This window comes from Actinomadura sp. K4S16 (assembly GCF_008327685.1).
In the GTDB taxonomy this organism is placed as follows: Bacteria; Actinomycetota; Actinomycetes; order Streptosporangiales; family Streptosporangiaceae; genus Spirillospora.
This window is the reverse complement of the sequence record NZ_BDDE01000015.1, coordinates 1-16,997: the sequence shown is the minus strand read 5'-3', so window position 1 is coordinate 16,997 and position 16,997 is coordinate 1. Positions and strand designations below refer to the sequence as shown.

The following is a 16,997-nucleotide window of genomic DNA, read 5'->3' as shown; positions in this document are numbered from 1 at the left end:
CGACTGGTTGTCTCTGCAAGCGTGACGCTACCACACGGCCGGGCGTGTCGATCTTCGTTTCCCCGGCCGGACGAGACCCGCGCGTTGAGAAGCGACGCTTCAGCCGGGCGGAGCGGGCGCGAGGACTCCCAGGGCGGCCGCCACGTCCAGCGTCCTGCGCGGGGTCGCGCAACGCTTGGCCAGTGCGGTCTGGTCGAGCCGTCCGCTGTGGGCCTGGAACAGCACCGGCGCGGCCGGATGCCGACGCATCTCGTCCGCGGCCAACTCCCTGGAGACCCGATGCGCGGCATCGACCAGAACGGGGACCAGCGCCCGCAGCCCCGCCGCCCACTCCTCCACCGCCCGGAGCCATTCCTGCGACGCAGTATCGGACGTGCCGTAGAACCGCGCGACCTTCTCGTCCAGCTCCGCCCAGGTGAAGTCGCGCCACGGCCTGGTCTTCAGGACGGGCAACTGCCATGCGCGCTTGGCGATCGACCAGTGGTCGGCGCGCGCCGCCACCGAGTGGACCGTGAAGCCCGGGACGCACAGCGCGGTCAGGTTCCAGCCGTGGCAGGCGCCGGTGTCGAGCCCGAAGACCCTCCCGTCGCGGACCAGCGGCTCCCGGCCGGTGACGTGGTGACCGAACACGACCGGCTTGGAGTCGGTGTAGCGGTCGTGCCAGTGGCCGTCCGGGAACAGCGCGGCGAGCTCCCGTTCGCCGCTGGTCGTACCGCAGAGGATCTCGTCCTTCTGGTCGCCGAGCGGGACACCGGGGACGAGCGCCGCATGCACGACCCGCACGTCCTCGTTCTCGAAGAAGTACGGAAGCGTCCGCATCCACTCGACCGTCTCGGCGTACTCGTCGCCCAGCTGCAGGCGCGTGATCTCCTGCGCGTAGGAGAAGACGCCGCGCACGTGCTTGCGCTCGTGGTTGCCCATGACCACGACCGAGTTCGGACGCTCGCGGAAGAACCGGACGACCTCCCCGGGAGCCGGCCCCCGGTCGACCAGATCGCCCACGCTGACGAGGAGGTCGTCCGGGCGCAGGCCGACCTTCTCCAGCAGTTCGAGAAGCTCGTCGAAGCAGCCGTGAACGTCGCCGACGATGACCGTGCGTCCCACCCGGCGGAGCCTAGCCTCGGGCTTTCACCGGACGGCGGGTCGGGGGTGCCCATTTAGACAAGAAAAGTGCCCCCGAGCTGGGAGGATAGGGCTTGTCGAAGGTCCTGTCCGCGCCAGTTCAGAAGGCACTTTTCACGTGAAGACTACAGGTCGCTCTGCCAAGCTCGCGGTGTCTTCGGACGGGGCCGGGATCGTCGGTCAGGCCGGAGGGGTGCTGCTGACCCAGACCCTCCGTGCGACCGGGCTCGACCAGGCGCTTTCCGCTGGGTTGGAGCGGTGGCGCAAGCCGCGGGCGACCCACGATCCGGGCAAGGTCGTCGCGGACCTGGCGGTGATGCTGGCACTGGGCGGGGACTGCCTGTCCGATATCGCGGTGCTGCGGGCCGAGCCGGAGCTGTTCGGGCCGGTGGCCTCCGATCCGACGGTGTCGCGGCTGGTCACCACCCTGGCCCAGGCCGGCCCGCAGGCGTTGCGGGCGATCGGCAAGGCCCGGGCGGCGGCCCGTGCGCGGGCCTGGGACCTGGCCGGCGAGCACGCCCCCGGGACGGGCGGCGACCTGATCCCGGTGGACCTGGACGCCACGATCGTGCTCGCGCACTCGGAGAAGCAACACGCCGCCCCGACGTGGAAGCGCACCTTCGGGTTCCACCCGATGACCGCGTTCATCGACCACGGCCCCGGCGGGACCGGGGAGGCCGCCGCGCTGGTGCTGCGGCCGGGCAACGCCGGGTCCAACACCGCCGCCGACCACATCACCGCAGGGCGCCTGGCCCTCAACCAGATCCCCACCCGCCTGCACAAACAAGTCATCATCCGGACCGATTCAGGTGGCGGCACCCACGAGTTCCTGGACTGGGCCACCGCCCGCCGCGTCAAGTACTCGATCGGCTTCAACCTCACCGACGACATCTGCGCCGCCATCCTCGCCCTGCCCGAACACATCTGGCAGTGCGCCTACGACGCCGACCGCAGGCCCCGCCCCGGGGCGTGGGTCGCCGAGCTGACCGGGATGCTGGACCTGACGGGCTGGCCCAAGGGCATGCGGGTCATCGTCCGCCGCGAACGACCCCACCCCGGCGCGCAACTGCGGTTCACCGACATCGACGGGCACCGCTTCACGTGTTTCGTCACCGGCACCCGGCACGGGCAGCTCGCCGATCTTGAACTGCGCCACCGCCGCCGCGCCCGCTGCGAGGACCGCATCCGCTGCGCCAAGGACACCGGCCTGCGCAACCTGCCCCTTCACAGCGCCGCCGCCAACCAGGTCTGGCTCGAACTCGTCGCGCTCGCCACCGACCTGACCGCCTGGGCCCAGATGCTCGCCTTCACCGATCATCCGGCACGGCTCTGAGAACCCAAACGCCTGCGCCTGCGGGTCTTCTCGACCGCCGCACGCCTGGCACGGGGCGGCAGACGGCTCCGGCTCCGGCTGGCCCGCCACTGGCCCTGGAGCGATCTGATCGCCTCGGCGATCACCCGGCTGCAGATGCTCCCGGCACCCTGACCAACACCAACCGTCCCGTCAACACCAGGAAGGAGAACCCCGGGGCCCGTGGAACCCCGCCCACCCGACGCGACAGTCGGGCCCAACGGCTGACCCGCCGCTCAAAGCAAAGAGCCGGTTGGGTCGCGGAGCGACCCAACCGACCTCACGAAAAATCGAGGCTAGGCAGGCGCACATTTCACGCGCAAAGCAATATCTAGCCTTGTGGCACGATCTCCTGGACGGCCCAGCCGTTGCCGTCCGGGTCCTGGAAGTAGACGAACCGGCCCCAGGGGAACTCCTGCACCTTGCTCACCTCGACACCCCGCCCGGCAAGCTCCGCATGGGCGGCGTCGGCGTCCTTGACGACCAGTTGCAGCCCCTGCACCGAGCCCGGCGCCGTCTCGACGATCCCCTTGCCGATGGCGATCGAACACGCCGACCCCGGCGGCGTCAGCTGAACGAACCGGATCTCGTCGCTGACCCGGTGGTCGTGGTCCAGGTTGAACCCGGCCTTCTCGGTATAGAACGCCTTGGCGCGGTCGACGTCCGAGACGGGCACCGCGACCAGCTCAAGCTTGAAGTCCATACCGCCTTCCTACCGCGCCCCTCAGACATTCACCCGTGTAGAGCCGGCATGCCGAGCCCCGCGTCCACCCGCCAAACCCGGCCCTCGTGCCCAGCGAAGCGGCTTCGCTACCGCTGCCACGCCCACGGCAAGCAGCAACCCGCCGACGGCGACCGGCCACACCCATGGCTGCTCGACCTCGACTACACACCACCAGAGATCGTCTATCGCGGGGTGTCAGCCCATCCGACGATCAGAGCCCAGAGAAGGTTCATCCGGTCGCTCTCGCCCATGACGGCGTCTCCATGCAGAAAATGTGCAGGGCGGGGATAACGCCGATCCCCTGATATCGATGCGGCTGGATCTGATCAGAAAATGTGCTTTTACTAAATCACAACTCTGAGGTCAGGAAGGCAGTTTGGGGATCAAGGGTTGTGGACACTCTTGGTAGTGAGATGAATCTCTTCGGTGATCTGTCGCAGGCGAGCGGCGGTTGAATGTCGCCGCCCCGCGGGCGCCGTCCTCATTTGAAAGGGGCCCCATGCCCGCCAAAAGTACCCCCATGCGTCTTCCGCTCTCGGGGCGTCTGCCCCTCACTCGCGCTGCGCCCGCCCGAGCCCTCCGGCCCGCCCTGTTCGCCGACGCCCCCATTGCGGCGATGGCATATGTCGCCATCCACAGCGACGGCACGGTGGTGGTGATCGACACCGTCACCAACGTGGTGGCCGCCACCATCGGCGTCGGCGTCTACCCGTACGGTGTGGCGGTCTCGCCGGACGGCGGCGGCGTCTGCGTCACCAACACCGGGGACGACACGGTCTCGGTGATCGACACCGCGACGAATACCGTGACGACCACCATCCCCGTCGGCGTCTACCCGTACCGTGTGGCGGTCACGCCGGACGGCGGCAGTGCCTATGTCACCAACGGCCACCAGGCGACGGTGTCAGTGATCGACACTGCCGCCGATGCCGTGACCACGACCATCCCCGTCGGCACCTCGCCGCGCGGGGTCGCGGTCACTCCGGACGGCGGCAACGTCTACGTCACCAACGCCGGGGACGACACGGTCTCGGTGATCGATGCCGCGACGAACACCGTGTCCGCCACCGTCCCCGTCGGTGGCAACCCGTTCGGTGTGGCGGTCACGCCGGACGGCGGCAGCGTCTACGTCGCCAACCTGGATCCCGGCACGGTGTCGGTGATCGATGCCGCGACGAACACCGTGACCACCACCATCCCCGTCGGGAACTACGCGTTGGATGTGGCGGTCACGCCGGACGGCGGCAGCGTCTACGTCGTCAACGCCGGGTATGACACGGTGTCGGTGATCGACACTGCCACCAACACCGTGACGCTCACCATCCCCGCTGGCGGCCACGGTCCAGGGGGCATCGCGATCGGCGCGGGGCCCACGTCGGCGGTCGCGGTCACTGCCGAGCCCAATCCGGCCCAGGTCGAGCGTCCCGTCACTCTGAAGGCCACGGTCACCTGCCCCGAGGGCACTGCGACCGGCACGGTCGAGTTCCGCGACGGTGCCGCCGTTGTGGGCTCGGCCCACCTGATCCAGGGCGCCGCCACCCTCCTCCGTAGCTTCGAGGCCGGCCCGCACACCATCACCGCCCTCTACAGCGGCGACGACAACTGCCCGGCCGCCGAGTCCCCTCCGATCACTCTCACCGTCAACAAAGGCACCTCGACCACCGTGGCCTCGGCACAGCCCCGCGTGACACCGCCGAACCGACGCGTGGCCCTCCTCGCTCGCGTCCTGTGCGACGGAATCCTCCCCACCGGCACCATCGAGTTCCGCGACGACACCACGACCTTGGGAACCATCCCTCTGACCGCAGGCTTCGCCTCCCTGGTCACCACCTTCACCACCACCGGCACCCACACCATCACCGCCCTCTACAGCGGCGACGAGCACTGCGAGTCCTCCACCTCACCCCCCGTCACCATCACCGTCCGCTGATCCCTCGACAACGGACCGATGACAACGAGGTGGCGGGTGGGAATCAAGAACGACGGACACTCTCAGTAGTGAATCGAACCCTTAGGGGATATGTCGCAGGTGGTCGGCCCCGAGGCGCCCGCCGCCGCTCATCGTCTCAAAACCCGGAGCAGCCCCATGTCCACCGGAATCCCAGCGCATTTGCCGCATTCACGCACTCTGAAGCCCGCCCGCACCGCCACTTCGGCCTTGCTCGATCTGCCCGTGGCAGCGGTGACCGCGACATTGGCCTATGTCGCCAACCTCGATGGCAATACGGTGTCGGTGATCGACACGACCACCAACGTGGTGGCCGCCGGCATCCCCGTCGGCTCCGGTCCGGCGTGGGCGGCGATCACCCCCGACGGCGCCACCGTCTACGTCACCAACCGCAACGGCAATTCGGTGTCGGTGATCGATGCGGCCACCAATACGGTGACCGCCACCATCACCGTCGGCGTCGGCCCCTACGGGCTGTCCGTCACGCCTGACGGCGGCGCCGTCTACGTCGCCGCCTCCGGCGAGGGCCGGGTGGCAGTGATCGACACCGCCACCGACACCGTGTCCACCACCATCAACGTCGGCGGCTTTCCCGGCGGCGTGGCGGTCGGCCCGGACGGCACCGCCGTCTACGTCGGCAACCTGACCAGCGGCACGGTGTCGGTGATCGACACGGCGACCAATACCGTGGCCGCCGGCATCTCCACCGGCGGCGCACCGGCCGAGCTGGCGGTCAGCCCGGACGGCTCTACCCTCTACGCCACCGATTTCGCCGCCGGCAAGGTGGTCGTGGTCGATACCGCCGCCCGTGCGGTGACCGCCACCATCGCCGTCGGCGTCGGGCCGGTCGGCATGGCGGTCACCTCGGACGGCTCCACCCTCTACGTCGCCAGCTTCTACGACTCGGTGTCGGTGATCGACACGGCCACGAACACGGTGACCGGCACCGTCCCCGTCGGAGGAGTCGGCGCCAGCGGGGTTGCGATCACCCCTGATGGCACCGCCCTATACGTCACCCTCTACCGCAGCGGCTTGGTGCAAGTGATCGACACTGCCACCCGCGAGGTGACCACCACCATCACCGGTGTCGGCCCGGGCCCCTACGGCATCGCGATCACCCCGGGTGCCAGGTCCGCCGTCACCGTCAAGGCGTCGCCCAACCCGGCCCGGGTCCGTCAACCGGTCACTCTGACCGCCACGGTCACCTGCCTTGAGGGCACCCCCACCGGCACGGTCGAGTTCCGCGACGGCGGCACCAGCCTGGGTTCTGTCCGCTTGCGCAACGGCACCGCCTCCCTCGTCCGACAGTTCGATGGCGGCGCCCGCGCCATCACCGCCGTCTACAGCGGGGACGGCACCTGCCCGGCCGCGGAGTCCAGTCCGATCACCCTGACCGTCAACAAGAGCGCCTCGGTCACCGTGGCCTCGGCGCTGCCGCGCGTGACGCTGGTGAACCGGCGGGTCACCCTCCTCGCCCGCGTCGCGTGCGGCGGAACCTTCCCGACGGGCACGGTCGAGTTCCGCGACGGCACCACCAGCCTGGGAACGATCCCCCTGACCGCGGGCTTCGCCTCACTGGTCACCACCCTCACCACCACCGGCAACCACACCGTCACCGCCCTCTACAGCGGCGACCAGAACTGCGAGTCCTCCACGTCGCCCCCCGTCACCGTCACCGTCATCGTCCGCTGATCGCGCCGCAACGGGCCGACGACAGCTCGTGGGCGCCTGGCAGACGAGACACCCGGGCCGCCCAGGCGCCCATTGTTGAAAGTGCCTGCGCCACTCGATGCAGGCCGGCCCGGAAGCCGCGTCCGATGCCCGAGGAATGGCGCGCCGGCACGTGGGTGCCATCCCGGAGTCCCAGGTCGGACGGCTGACCTGATCGATAAATGTGCCCGCCGATCGTTCTGCGTGTTTCCTGGAGACGGCTGTTTGAGGATCAAGAATGCCGGACACTCTAAGTAGTGAGTCGAATCCTCATGGTGAAATGCCGCAGGTGAGAGGCAATATGCGCCCGCCGTTCGGCGATCACCTTCCACAACTTGGAGCAGCCCCCATGCCTGCCGATATCTCCCCGGCCGACCTCCGACTGCCACACGCGCGGATATCCGGTCGTACCACACCCGCTTCGTCCCTCCGGTCCGCCCTGCCCACCGAGGCGGCTACGACGGCGTATGTCACCGATATGGAGGGCGGCGCGGTGTCGGTGATCGACACCGTCACCAACGTGGTGGCCGCCACGATCCCTGTCGGCAACTTTCCGGAGGGCGTGGCGGTCGCCCCGGACGGCGGCACCGTCTACGTCACCAACACCGTGGACGGCACGCTCTCGGTGATCGACGCCGCCACGAACACCGTGACCGCCACCATCCTCGTCGGCAACTACCCGTACGGGGTAGCGATCACGCCGGACGGCGGCCGCGTCTACGTCAGCAACGGCAGCGATGGCACGGTCTCGGTGATCGACACTGCCACCGATACCGTGACCGCCACCATTCCCGTAGGCAGCACTCCGTCCGGGGTGGCGGTCACCCCGGATGGGGGCCGCGTCTATGTCGCCGACAACGGGGATGGCACGGTTTCGGTAATCGACACTGCCGCCGATACCGTGAGCGCCACCATCTCCGTAGGCAGTGCCCCATACCAGGTGGCGGTCACGCCGGACGGGGCCGGCGTCTATGTCACCGACGTCGCGGATTTCACGGTTTCGTTGATCGACACTGCCGCCAATGCCGTGACCGCCACCATCCCCCTCGGCGACTACAGCTATCCCTACGGCGTGGCGGTCACGCCGGACGGGAGCCGCGTCTATGTCGCCGACATCGGGATCGACGCGGTGTCGGTGATCGATACCGCCGCCAATACCGTGAGCACCACCATCCCGGTCGGCAGCGGCCCGTACGGGGTGGCGGTCGCTCCGGACGGCGGCAGCGTCTACGTCACCAACTCCGGCGCGAACACGGTGTCGGTGATCGATGCCGCCACCGACACCGTGACCCTCACCATCCCCGGCGTCGGCCCCTACCCGTCCGCCATCGCGATCGGCGCGAGCGCCACCTCCTCGGCGGTCACGGTCATCGCCGAGCCCAACCCGGCACAGGTCCATCGCCTGGTCACCCTGACCGCCACGGTCACCTGCAGCGAGGGCACCCCGGCCGGCGCGGTCGAGTTCCGCGACGGCGCCACCGTCCTGGGTTCCGCCCGCCTGCGCAACGGCACCGCCACGCTCGTCCGGCAATTCGAGGCGGGCGCCCACACCATCACCGCCGTCTACGGTGGGGGCGACGGCTGCCCGGCCGCGGAGTCCAGCCCGATCACCCTCACCGTCAACAAGGGCGCCTCCACCACCGTGGCCTCGGCACTACCTCGCGTGACGTTGCGGAACCGGCAGGTCACCCTCCTCGCCCGGGTGCTCTGCGGAGGAATCCTCCCCACCGGAACGGTCGAGTTCTTCGACGGCACCACCAGCCTGGGAACCATCCCCCTGACCACAGGCTTCGCCCGCCTGGTCACCAGTTTCACCACCGCCGGCGCCCACAGCATCACCGCCGTCCACAGCGGCGACCAGCACTGCGAGCCCTCCACCTCGCCCCCCGTCACTGTCACCGTCCGCTGACCCCCGCCAACGGGTCGGCGGCACCCTGCGGGTGCCCGGCAGAGAGGCCCGCCCCGGAACGCCGTGTCCGGGCGGTCGCGTTCTGATCGGTGAATGTGCCGCCGGCCGTTCTGCGCATTTCGCTGGAGATGGCTGTTTGGGGATCAAGAATGGCGGACACTCTAAGTAGTGAGTCGATTTCTCAAGGTGAGCTGTCGCAGAGTAGACGCGACATTCGCTCGTCGCTCGACGATCTCTCTTTCCGAACTCGGAGCAATCCCCATGCCCGTCGATATCTCCCCGGCCGACCTCTTCCGCAGACGCGCGCGGATATCCAGCCGTGCAGCTCGCGACTCGTCCTTCCGGGCCGCCCTGTCCGCCGACGCCCTCACCATGACGGTGGCCTACGTCGCTGATCTGGAGGGTGACGCGGTGTCGGTGATCGACACCGTCACCAACGCGGTGGCCGCCACGATCGGCGTCGGCAGCCACCCGTACGGGGTGGCGGTGACCCCGAACGGCGGCGGCGTATACGTCACCAACGCCGGGGACGACACGGTGTCGGTGATCGATACCGCGACGAACACCGTGGCCACCGCCGTTCCCGTCGGCAGCGCCCCTTACGGGGTGGTGGTCACCCCGGACGGTGGCAGCGTCTACATCGTCAACAACGGGGACAACACCGTGTCGGTGATCGACGCGGCCGCGAACACCGTGACGGCCAGAATCACCGTGGGCGGCGGTCCGCTCGGTGTGGCGGTCTCCCCGGACGGTGGCGGCGTCTACGTCGTCAACAACGCGGACGGCACGGTGTCGGTGATCGATACCGCGACGAACACCGTGACCGCCACCGTTCCCGTCGGCGGCGCACCGTACGGGATCGCGGTCACTCCGGATGGCGGCACCGCCTATGTCACCAACGGCGAGGACGCCACAGTCTCGGTGCTCGACACCGCCACGAACATCGTGACCTCTACCGTTCCCGTTGGAAACTACCCGTACGGGGTGGCCGTCTCTCCCGAGGGAGGCGTCGCCTACGTCACCAACCGCAACGACGACACGGTGTCAGTGATCGACACCGCCTCCAACACCGTCACCACCACCATCTCCGTCGGGAACGCCCCGGTCGGCGTGGCGGTCACCCCGGACGGGCGCACCGCCTACGTCACCAACCACTACGAGGACACGGTGTCGGTGATCGACACCGCCACCTACACCGTGACCCTCACCATCCCCGCCGTCGGCCCCTACCCGTACGGCATCGCGATCAGCGAGGGCGCCACCTCGGCGGTCACGGTCACCGCCGATCCCAACCCGACCCAGGTCCATCACCTGGTCACCCTGACCGCCACGGTCACCTGCAGCGGAGGCACGCCTACAGGCACGGTCGAGTTCCGCGACGGCGCCACCGTCCTGGGCTCCGCCGACCTGGACGAAGGCACCGCCACCCTCGGCTGGAGGTTCGAGGCCGGTACCCACACCATCACCGCCGTCTACGGCGGGGACGACGGCTGCCCGCCTGCGGAGTCCGGCCCGATTACCCTCACCGTCAACAAGGGCCCCTCGACCACCGTGGCATCCGCATTGCCCCGGGTGACGCTGCGCTACCTACGGACAACCCTCCTCGCCCGTGTCCTCTGCGACGAGGGCCTCCCCACGGGCACGATCGAGTTCCGTGATGGCGCCACCAGCCTGGGAACCGTCCCCGTGCTCGCAGGCGTGGCCTTCCTGGTCACCGGCTTCCGCACCACCGGCCGCCACACCATCACCGCCGTCTACAGCGGCGACCGCCATTGCGAGGCCTCCACGTCGCCCCCTGTCACCGTCCTCGTCCTCTGAGCCCACCGACCGCGGGCGCCTGGCATTCGATCCACTCGGACTGACCGGGCGCCCCGCCGTTGAACTATGTCCCACAAGATCACCCTGTGGCAGGGCATGAAGGCTCACGACGAGGCGCAGCCACCCGCCGTCCTCGTCCTCACCGAGACTTTCGGGATCCACGATGCGGAACCGCGGAAATACGACGGGACGCCGGCGCGGAGGTCCCGGCAGCGCAGGAGGCAGGTCACGTGCGGTCGCGCACCGGTCGCTACCGGGTCGAGTTCGGTGCGGGCGGCGCGGTCGGGTGGACCGGCGCGTGGCGGGCGACCGTCCTGAGGTGTCGGCGGTGCGACTCCGAGCGAGAAAGTCGGCACTCGTGTGGAACGTTCGGCGTCTCAGGCGCCTCCTTACCTCTGACGGACAGAGTTTCAGGGGGAGGCATGCATGCGCTCATCTCGGCAAATGCCCTGGGTGGACGGCGTCGAGCACCGCTTCGTAAAAGCGCGCGCAATGCGCTTCCATGTCGCCGGAGCGGGGGAAGGGCCGCCCTTGCTGTTCCTGCACGGCTTCCCGCAGCACTGGTACGCGTGGCGACATTTGATTCCTCGGCTCGCCGACCGCTACCGCCTGGTGATGCCTGACATGCGCGGGGCAGGCTGGTCGGACGCGCCCTACCGGGGGTACGGCACTCGGGACCGGGCCGCCGACATGCTCGCGGTCATGGACGCCCTCGGGCTCGACCGGGTCGGCCTGGTCGGGCATGAGTGGGGCGCCTGGGCCGGCTTCAGGGCGTGTTTGGACGCGCCCGACCGGTTCACCCGGTTCCTGGCGCTCAACATCGTCCATCCCTGGCCCGACCAGCGCGCCACCCGCCGGAACGCCTGGCGCATGTGGTACACCGCCCTGTGGGAGTACCCCCTGCTGGGCGGTGCGATCTTGCGGCACTGGCCAGGGTTCACGCGGTACCACCTGCGCCGGGGCGTCGCCGACCCCGCCTGCTGGCGCGCCGGCGAACTGGAGGAGTTCGTGGCGTCGGTGCGTTCGCGGGCTCACGCCCATGCGGGACGCGCCCTGCATTGGCAGTACGTGCTGCGCGACATCCCCGCCCTCGCCACCGGCCGTTTCCGCCGCGAGCGCCTAGCCGTTCCCACGACGGTCCTGCTCGGCGCGGGCGACTTCGCGTTCGTTCCGGAAATGCTGGAGGGCAGGGCCGATCACGCTGATGAACTGGACTCCAGAATCGTCCCCGGTGGGCACTACCTTGCTGACGAACGACCCGAACTGGTCGCCGCGACCATCGAAGAACTCTTCCCTGCGACAGAGACCACCGTTCAGAACAAGCCACTCGCGCGGAGCCGGGCCGACCGGGCGCCGGATCCAGCCCGGGCGCGCATATGACCAGGTGGGAGCACGCTGCGTGACGGCCGATCCCGAGTACGTTGCCGCGCTGGTCCGGGGTGCCCAGCACGGCGACAGCATGGCCATGCAGGCACTGCTCGATCTGCTGGCGCCCTACGTCGGCAGGCTCTGCGGGCCCATCGCCCTGGAGGACGGCCCGGATGCGGCGCAGGAGACGTTGATCGCCGTGTTCCGCGGGATCTCCCGCCTGCGCGAGCCCGCCGCTCTGTTCGGCTGGGTACGGGCCATCGCGATCCGTGAAGCCGTCCGGACCGCGCGCCGGTCCGGGCCGCCCGCGGAGCCGCTCGACCTTGACGCCGTGCCCCAAACAGGAGATCTGCAAGAGGCCGCCGACATCCGCGACCTCCTCGATCGGCTCTCACCCGAGCACCGCGCCGTTCTGGTCCTGCGCGATGTCGAGGGCCTGGACGAACGGACCGTGGGCAAGCTGCTCCAGATCTCCACGGGAACTGTGAAATCGCGTCTCCACCGAGCACGCAAGAGCTTCCGGAAGGCATGGCAAGGATGACCGAGCCCCGTTGGCCCGTGGCCGATCTCGACCCGGTGCGGCACCTGCGCGTCATGGCCGCCTCCATCCGCGGCGCCGCCTACGCGGAGCTGGTGCTCGCCCGTTCCGTGAACGAGGTCTGGGCGGTCGCCGGTGACCTGGAGACCGAGTTCCCCATGCTGCTCGGCGACGTCCGCGCGATGTCCATCGCTCACGCCGACGGCGAGCACCTGGAAGCGGTCGCCGTCGGCAGGTTGGGGCAGCGTGCCCGGTTCGATGTCGTTCTCCGCCCGGGATGGTGCTGGATGCAAAGCAGATTTCTGCACGGGGGAATGGCCGCCGCGCCCGAGGGCGACGGCACCCGCGTCGCCTTTCTCGGGGCGCTCCGCATCCCCGGCGTGCGCCTGGCCGATCCGATCGTCCGCAGGCTGCGCTTGGGCAACCGCGTCCTTCACCGCCTGGAGGCCCGCCTGCAAGCCCGAGCAACCGACTAGCCAGGAGGCCGTAATGCGATCCCGACCGGTAAGGACGTGCCCGCCGCCCAGACCTCGCCCGCGACCGTCCTCGGCCATGCCCTGCCACCGCTCGATCACCGCCCGGCACTCCTCCCACATGCGGCCCCATCCGCGCCACTCTCCCGGTTCCGATCAACCCGGCACCCGAAATGAGTGATCATGGTCGGCTTCACTGCCCGGAGGGGATGCGATGCTGACTGACGACTACGGGATTAGCGTGCTCGACCTCGATCGCACCGAGCGCCGCGTCCGGGTCCGGGTGTTCGTCGTCCGGTACGACATCGAGCGGCGCAGCCACCCGCCGGTCCCATCCGAGGCCGCCTTCTTCGTGCGGCTGCTCTGGGAGACGGCGGCGGACGGCGATCCGATCCGCGAGGAGATCTCCGCGGCCCGGATCCGGGACGACGCCTGGCTCGAACAGAACAGCCGGTGGTTCGTGGAGCGCGTCGAAGGGCGCGACGGGTACAAGGAGCAACTGGACGGCGGCGACTACGGTCTTCTCGACGGCGACACCCACTACCAGCGGGGCGACGGCTGGACGGGCGAGTTCCGCTTCGCTCAGGGCGACTTCGACGTCCGGGTCCCCGACCCGCGCTGGCTGCACCATCTGGAGCCGGGCCTGGTGCTGGGGAGCGCCTCGCGGGACGCGGCGACCGAGCACCTGCGTCCCGAGGACGTCCCGCACCTGCCGGGCCTGCGCTCTCCCGTCGCGACGCTCACCCCGTTCCCGGAGGAACCCGACGAGTACGACGAGCTGGAAGACCCCGCCGTCCTCGACCGGTTGGTGTTCTCCGACGATTCGCGGTACCTGGCCGTCACCAGCGAAGACGGTGGCCTGGTGGTGTACGAGACCGACGGCTGGACGGAGCGCGCCCGCGTCCACCCCGGGCGCGACGGCCTGGACAACGCGATGTGGGTACCGGGAGAGCACGTCATCGTGCTCACCGATGCCTACGGGATCCACGATGCGGAACCGTGGGCATACGACATGGACGCTGGCGCGGAGGTCCCGGCACCGCAGCAGGCCGGTCACGTGCGGTCGCGCACCGGCCGCTACCGGGTCGAGTTCGGCGAGGACGGCACGGTCGCCTTCGTCACCGCTCCCCGGACGCCGGACCGCACGGTGCCGGTCGGCCCTGACGACGACTCGCTGCTGTCCGCCGATGCCGTCGCCTTCGACGCGGCCGAGAGCCGGATGTTCGTCTGCTGGGGCCCCAACGTCTACGTCCTGGACCCCGCGACCGGCCGCGCCCTGGACACCATCACCGCCGGGGTGCGACGTCTCGGATCGGTGGCGGCCAGCCCGGACGGCGCCTACATCGCCACCGCACCGCACACCTGGCCCGGCATGGCACCGTGGCCGGCCCGCCCCGAGGCCGAAGGACGGGAGGCCGGGGACGAACCGTCGATCTGGCGCGTAGCCGACGGCCGTCCGCTCCTGCACTGCAAACTCGGCCTGAACATCGGAGCCCTGGCATGGTCCCCTAACGGCCGATGGCTGGCCGCCAACACGGACGGCCCCCTCCACCCAAGCGACCCCGTCCAGACCTACGTGTTCCGCGTCCCGGGCTGAGGATCAGCAGGGTGAACGGGGCGCGGCGACTCCGAAGGCGGCCGCCACGTCCGGCTTCAAGCGTGGGGTCACAGGTTCAGGTGGTGACGGTGCTCTTCGGCGATCTCGCGGTATCTCTCGGCGTCCGCCGTGGCGCCGTAGGCGGCCGCGCGGTCGGCGCACAGGCCCGAACGGTGAAGGGTGACGAGCCGCCGGAACAGGTCCCTGGCTCGGCGGTCCTCACCTTCGTTCGACGCGATGGTCGTGACGTGGTCCCGATTGCTGTTGAGCATGCAGGCGTCCACGACGTTGATGCGCTCGTGGTCCCGCAGTCGTTCCGGTCTGACCCGCAGGATCTGGAAGAACGGCCCGCGGAGCAGTACCTCCCGTTCATGCGAGTAGTAGGACAGGTCCTGTATGGGAACCGCGCACAGGGAGGTCACCACGCTGCTTGGAAACTCCGTGCGGTAGATGTCGAGCAGCGCGGAGGGGAGTCCGGTCACCTCGATCCGCCAGAGGACCGGCTTCCAGCCGGGTCGCATGGCGGCCTCCCGGAGCGCGAACTCCATGGCCCGATCGGGCTCCAGGCTGGTGGACACCATGGCGAGCGGGACGGAGAGGTACCGCTCCTCTACGGGCCCCTGCGCAGCACGACGCAGTCGCGCGAAGACGTCCGGCGAAACGCACATCCCCCGGTAGACCGTGCCGTGGAAGTCGTCGGCGCGGGCGTTGGCGGCGCGATAGTTGAACAGATCGATGCTGAGGAGTTCGATGAGGAAGGCGGCGCTGCGCAGGGCGGACGCGTCGGCGGTGATGTCATCGGCGCGAAAGGCCCGGTTGATGAGGCCGAAGACGCTGCGGTATCCGACCTCTGAGGTGTAGTACCTGACCAGCGCGCCGTCATCGCCGTCCTCGGAGGTGCGCAGGTCCGACCACTCCAGGCGGCGGGAGAACAGGGCCGCCATCCCCAGTTCGTGGATCTCTTGTTCTTCCGGGTCGACGAGTCCTGGGTCAACGCCCAGGTATTCGTGGAGCTCGTCCCTGAACTCCGCGTATCGCTCCCAGCCCATGCGGATGGCACTGATCGCCCGACGCACCTGCTCCATCCTGCTGCCGACGTGCGTGCCGGCGTAGAAGGAGCGCTCCTCGACGCCCCTGCCGCTCTGGCATAACTCGCGCAGGTCCGCCCAGTCGCCGAAGCGGTGCGCGCGATCCCTGGTTTGCATCAGTACCGTCCTCAGACGATGTGGACGTGGAGATTCGAGGCATCACCCGGGTCGGTGGGCCAGCACCGCTCGAATGAGATCATCGGGTGTCTGCACCACCGCGCTCGCTCCGGCGGCGAGAAGTTCCGCGTGCTTCGACTCGTTGCCGAATGTGTAGAAGATGACCGGAACGCCGCTGGCCTCGTCCCGCGCCAAAGCCAGGAGTTCGGCGCCGGCGTCCGGGTCGTCCTGCCGGGTGATGTCGCTGATGATCAGGGAGTAGTGCAGCGTGCTGCCCAGGTAGACCGCTCCGGCGGCGGTCGAGGTGGCTTTCGTGACGAACAGCCCCAGTTCTTCGAGGGCAATGGTCTCGTACAGGTTTCCGTCGGGATCGTCGTCCACCCAGAGCACTCGGGCGAGCCGCACATTGGTCAGGTTCTCGATCTCCTGACCGACCTTTTCGGCAGGTATGTCGCCGCGGGCTTCCGTCGCGGACCGTGCGGCGGCGCGGGCCGCGTCGGCGTCGGCGGGCTCGATTTCTATCTCGATGTCGAAGATGCTGGCGAGGCTCAGGCTCACTCGCCCGCCGAGCCCTCTCCTTATGATGAACGCCACGGTGCCCGCGATAACGACGACCAAGAGGCATCCAAGGATGAATTGTTGAAGCCCGTTCAAGTCGCCTCCCATCGGCGATGGCTTGAGGCCTCATTCAATCACCCGGGGAAACGCGCACGCGTTTCTCCTGTTCATTTCGGTTATGACCGCATGAGGTCACCCGTTGATCAGCGAGTTCGCGGACTCGGCGGGTCAGACATCCCTGGAGGTTGGATGTCAAGCGGCGAGGTCGTGGTCGTGGTGTGACCAGGCGGTTGCCCGGTCGTAGAGGGTGTGGGTTTTGAGGCAGCCGTGCAGGATGCCGACCAGGCGGTTGCCGACCTGGCGCAGGGCGGCGTTGTGGCCGATGTCGCGGGCTCTGAGCCGGTCGTAGTAGGCGCGGACGTGCGGGTCGTGCAGCAGGGCGCAGGACGCCTGCATGTGCAGGGCGTCGACGAGGCGGTCGTTGTGGACGAACCGGGCGTGGACGGTGCGCATCTTGCCCGACTGGCGGGTGATCGGAGACGTTCCGGCGTAGTTCTTGCGTGCCTTCGCTGAGGCGTAGCGGCCTTGGGCGTCTCCGAACTCGGCGAGCACCCGGGCACCGAGGATCACGCCCACTCCGGGCTGGGAGAGGATGATCTCAGCGTCCGGGTGCCGA

General features: G+C 69.1%; 13 protein-coding genes and 1 pseudogene. 9 read left to right on the top strand and 5 right to left on the bottom strand.

Annotated elements, in window-relative coordinates:
• Positions 1 to 99 precede the first annotated feature (99 nt).
• On the bottom strand, positions 100 to 1,104 hold the full coding sequence (locus K4S16_RS21305) for a metallophosphoesterase family protein (protein WP_149260781.1): 1,005 nt from the start codon (positions 1,102 to 1,104) through the stop codon (positions 100 to 102).
• Positions 1,105 to 1,240: 136 nt separating this feature from the next.
• Between K4S16_RS21305 and K4S16_RS21300 the strand changes: the two are divergent.
• A pseudogene (locus K4S16_RS21300) lies at positions 1,241 to 2,608 on the top strand (IS1380 family transposase).
• Between the two features lie 196 nt (positions 2,609 to 2,804).
• Here the strand turns inward: K4S16_RS21300 and K4S16_RS21295 are convergent.
• Positions 2,805 to 3,176, bottom strand: a complete 372-nt coding sequence (locus tag K4S16_RS21295; RefSeq protein ID WP_149260780.1) for a glyoxalase superfamily protein — start codon at positions 3,174 to 3,176, stop codon at positions 2,805 to 2,807.
• 637 nt (positions 3,177 to 3,813) lie between these two features.
• On the opposite strand from K4S16_RS21295, the gene K4S16_RS21290 reads away from it, so the two are divergent.
• The 8 genes from K4S16_RS21290 to K4S16_RS21255 all read left to right on the top strand — a co-directional run bounded on the left by K4S16_RS21290 (position 3,814) and on the right by K4S16_RS21255 (position 14,558).
• On the top strand, positions 3,814 to 5,127 hold the full coding sequence (locus K4S16_RS21290) for an Ig-like domain repeat protein (RefSeq protein WP_200842025.1): 1,314 nt from the start codon (positions 3,814 to 3,816) through the stop codon (positions 5,125 to 5,127).
• Positions 5,128 to 5,283: 156 nt separating this feature from the next.
• Positions 5,284 to 6,837, top strand: a complete 1,554-nt coding sequence (locus K4S16_RS21285; protein ID WP_160160976.1) for an Ig-like domain repeat protein — start codon at positions 5,284 to 5,286, stop codon at positions 6,835 to 6,837.
• Between the two features lie 256 nt (positions 6,838 to 7,093).
• Positions 7,094 to 8,764, top strand: coding sequence for an Ig-like domain repeat protein (locus tag K4S16_RS21280; RefSeq protein ID WP_149260777.1), 1,671 nt, complete (start codon positions 7,094 to 7,096; stop codon positions 8,762 to 8,764).
• A 261-nt stretch (positions 8,765 to 9,025) separates the two neighbouring features.
• Complete coding sequence (locus tag K4S16_RS21275; protein WP_149260776.1) at positions 9,026 to 10,582, top strand: Ig-like domain repeat protein; 1,557 nt, start codon at positions 9,026 to 9,028, stop codon at positions 10,580 to 10,582.
• Between the two features lie 444 nt (positions 10,583 to 11,026).
• Positions 11,027 to 11,962, top strand: a complete 936-nt coding sequence (locus K4S16_RS21270) for an alpha/beta fold hydrolase (RefSeq protein ID WP_160160975.1) — start codon at positions 11,027 to 11,029, stop codon at positions 11,960 to 11,962.
• A gap of 19 nt (positions 11,963 to 11,981) precedes the next feature.
• Entirely contained in the window at positions 11,982 to 12,491 is a 510-nt protein-coding gene (locus tag K4S16_RS21265; protein WP_200842023.1) for an RNA polymerase sigma factor, read from the top strand.
• Entirely contained in the window at positions 12,488 to 12,964 is a 477-nt protein-coding gene (locus K4S16_RS21260) for a hypothetical protein (RefSeq protein WP_149260774.1), read from the top strand. The genes K4S16_RS21265 and K4S16_RS21260 overlap by 4 nt, the downstream gene beginning before the upstream one ends.
• Before the next feature lie 211 nt (positions 12,965 to 13,175).
• Entirely contained in the window at positions 13,176 to 14,558 is a 1,383-nt protein-coding gene (locus tag K4S16_RS21255; RefSeq protein WP_149260773.1) for a WD40 repeat domain-containing protein, read from the top strand.
• A gap of 68 nt (positions 14,559 to 14,626) precedes the next feature.
• Here the strand turns inward: K4S16_RS21255 and K4S16_RS21250 are convergent, their stop codons facing one another.
• The 3 genes from K4S16_RS21250 to K4S16_RS21240 all read right to left on the bottom strand — a co-directional run.
• Positions 14,627 to 15,763 carry a hypothetical protein gene (locus K4S16_RS21250; RefSeq protein ID WP_149260772.1) on the bottom strand — a complete coding sequence of 379 codons (1,137 nt, stop codon included), beginning with the start codon at positions 15,761 to 15,763 and terminating at the stop codon, positions 14,627 to 14,629.
• 42 nt (positions 15,764 to 15,805) lie between these two features.
• Positions 15,806 to 16,417: a response regulator gene (locus tag K4S16_RS21245; RefSeq protein ID WP_160160974.1), complete on the bottom strand. Its 612-nt coding sequence runs from the start codon at positions 16,415 to 16,417 to the stop codon at positions 15,806 to 15,808.
• A gap of 156 nt (positions 16,418 to 16,573) precedes the next feature.
• Positions 16,574 to 16,997 (bottom strand): transposase (locus tag K4S16_RS21240; RefSeq protein WP_149260770.1); only part of this gene is annotated, 424 nt, incomplete at its 5' end.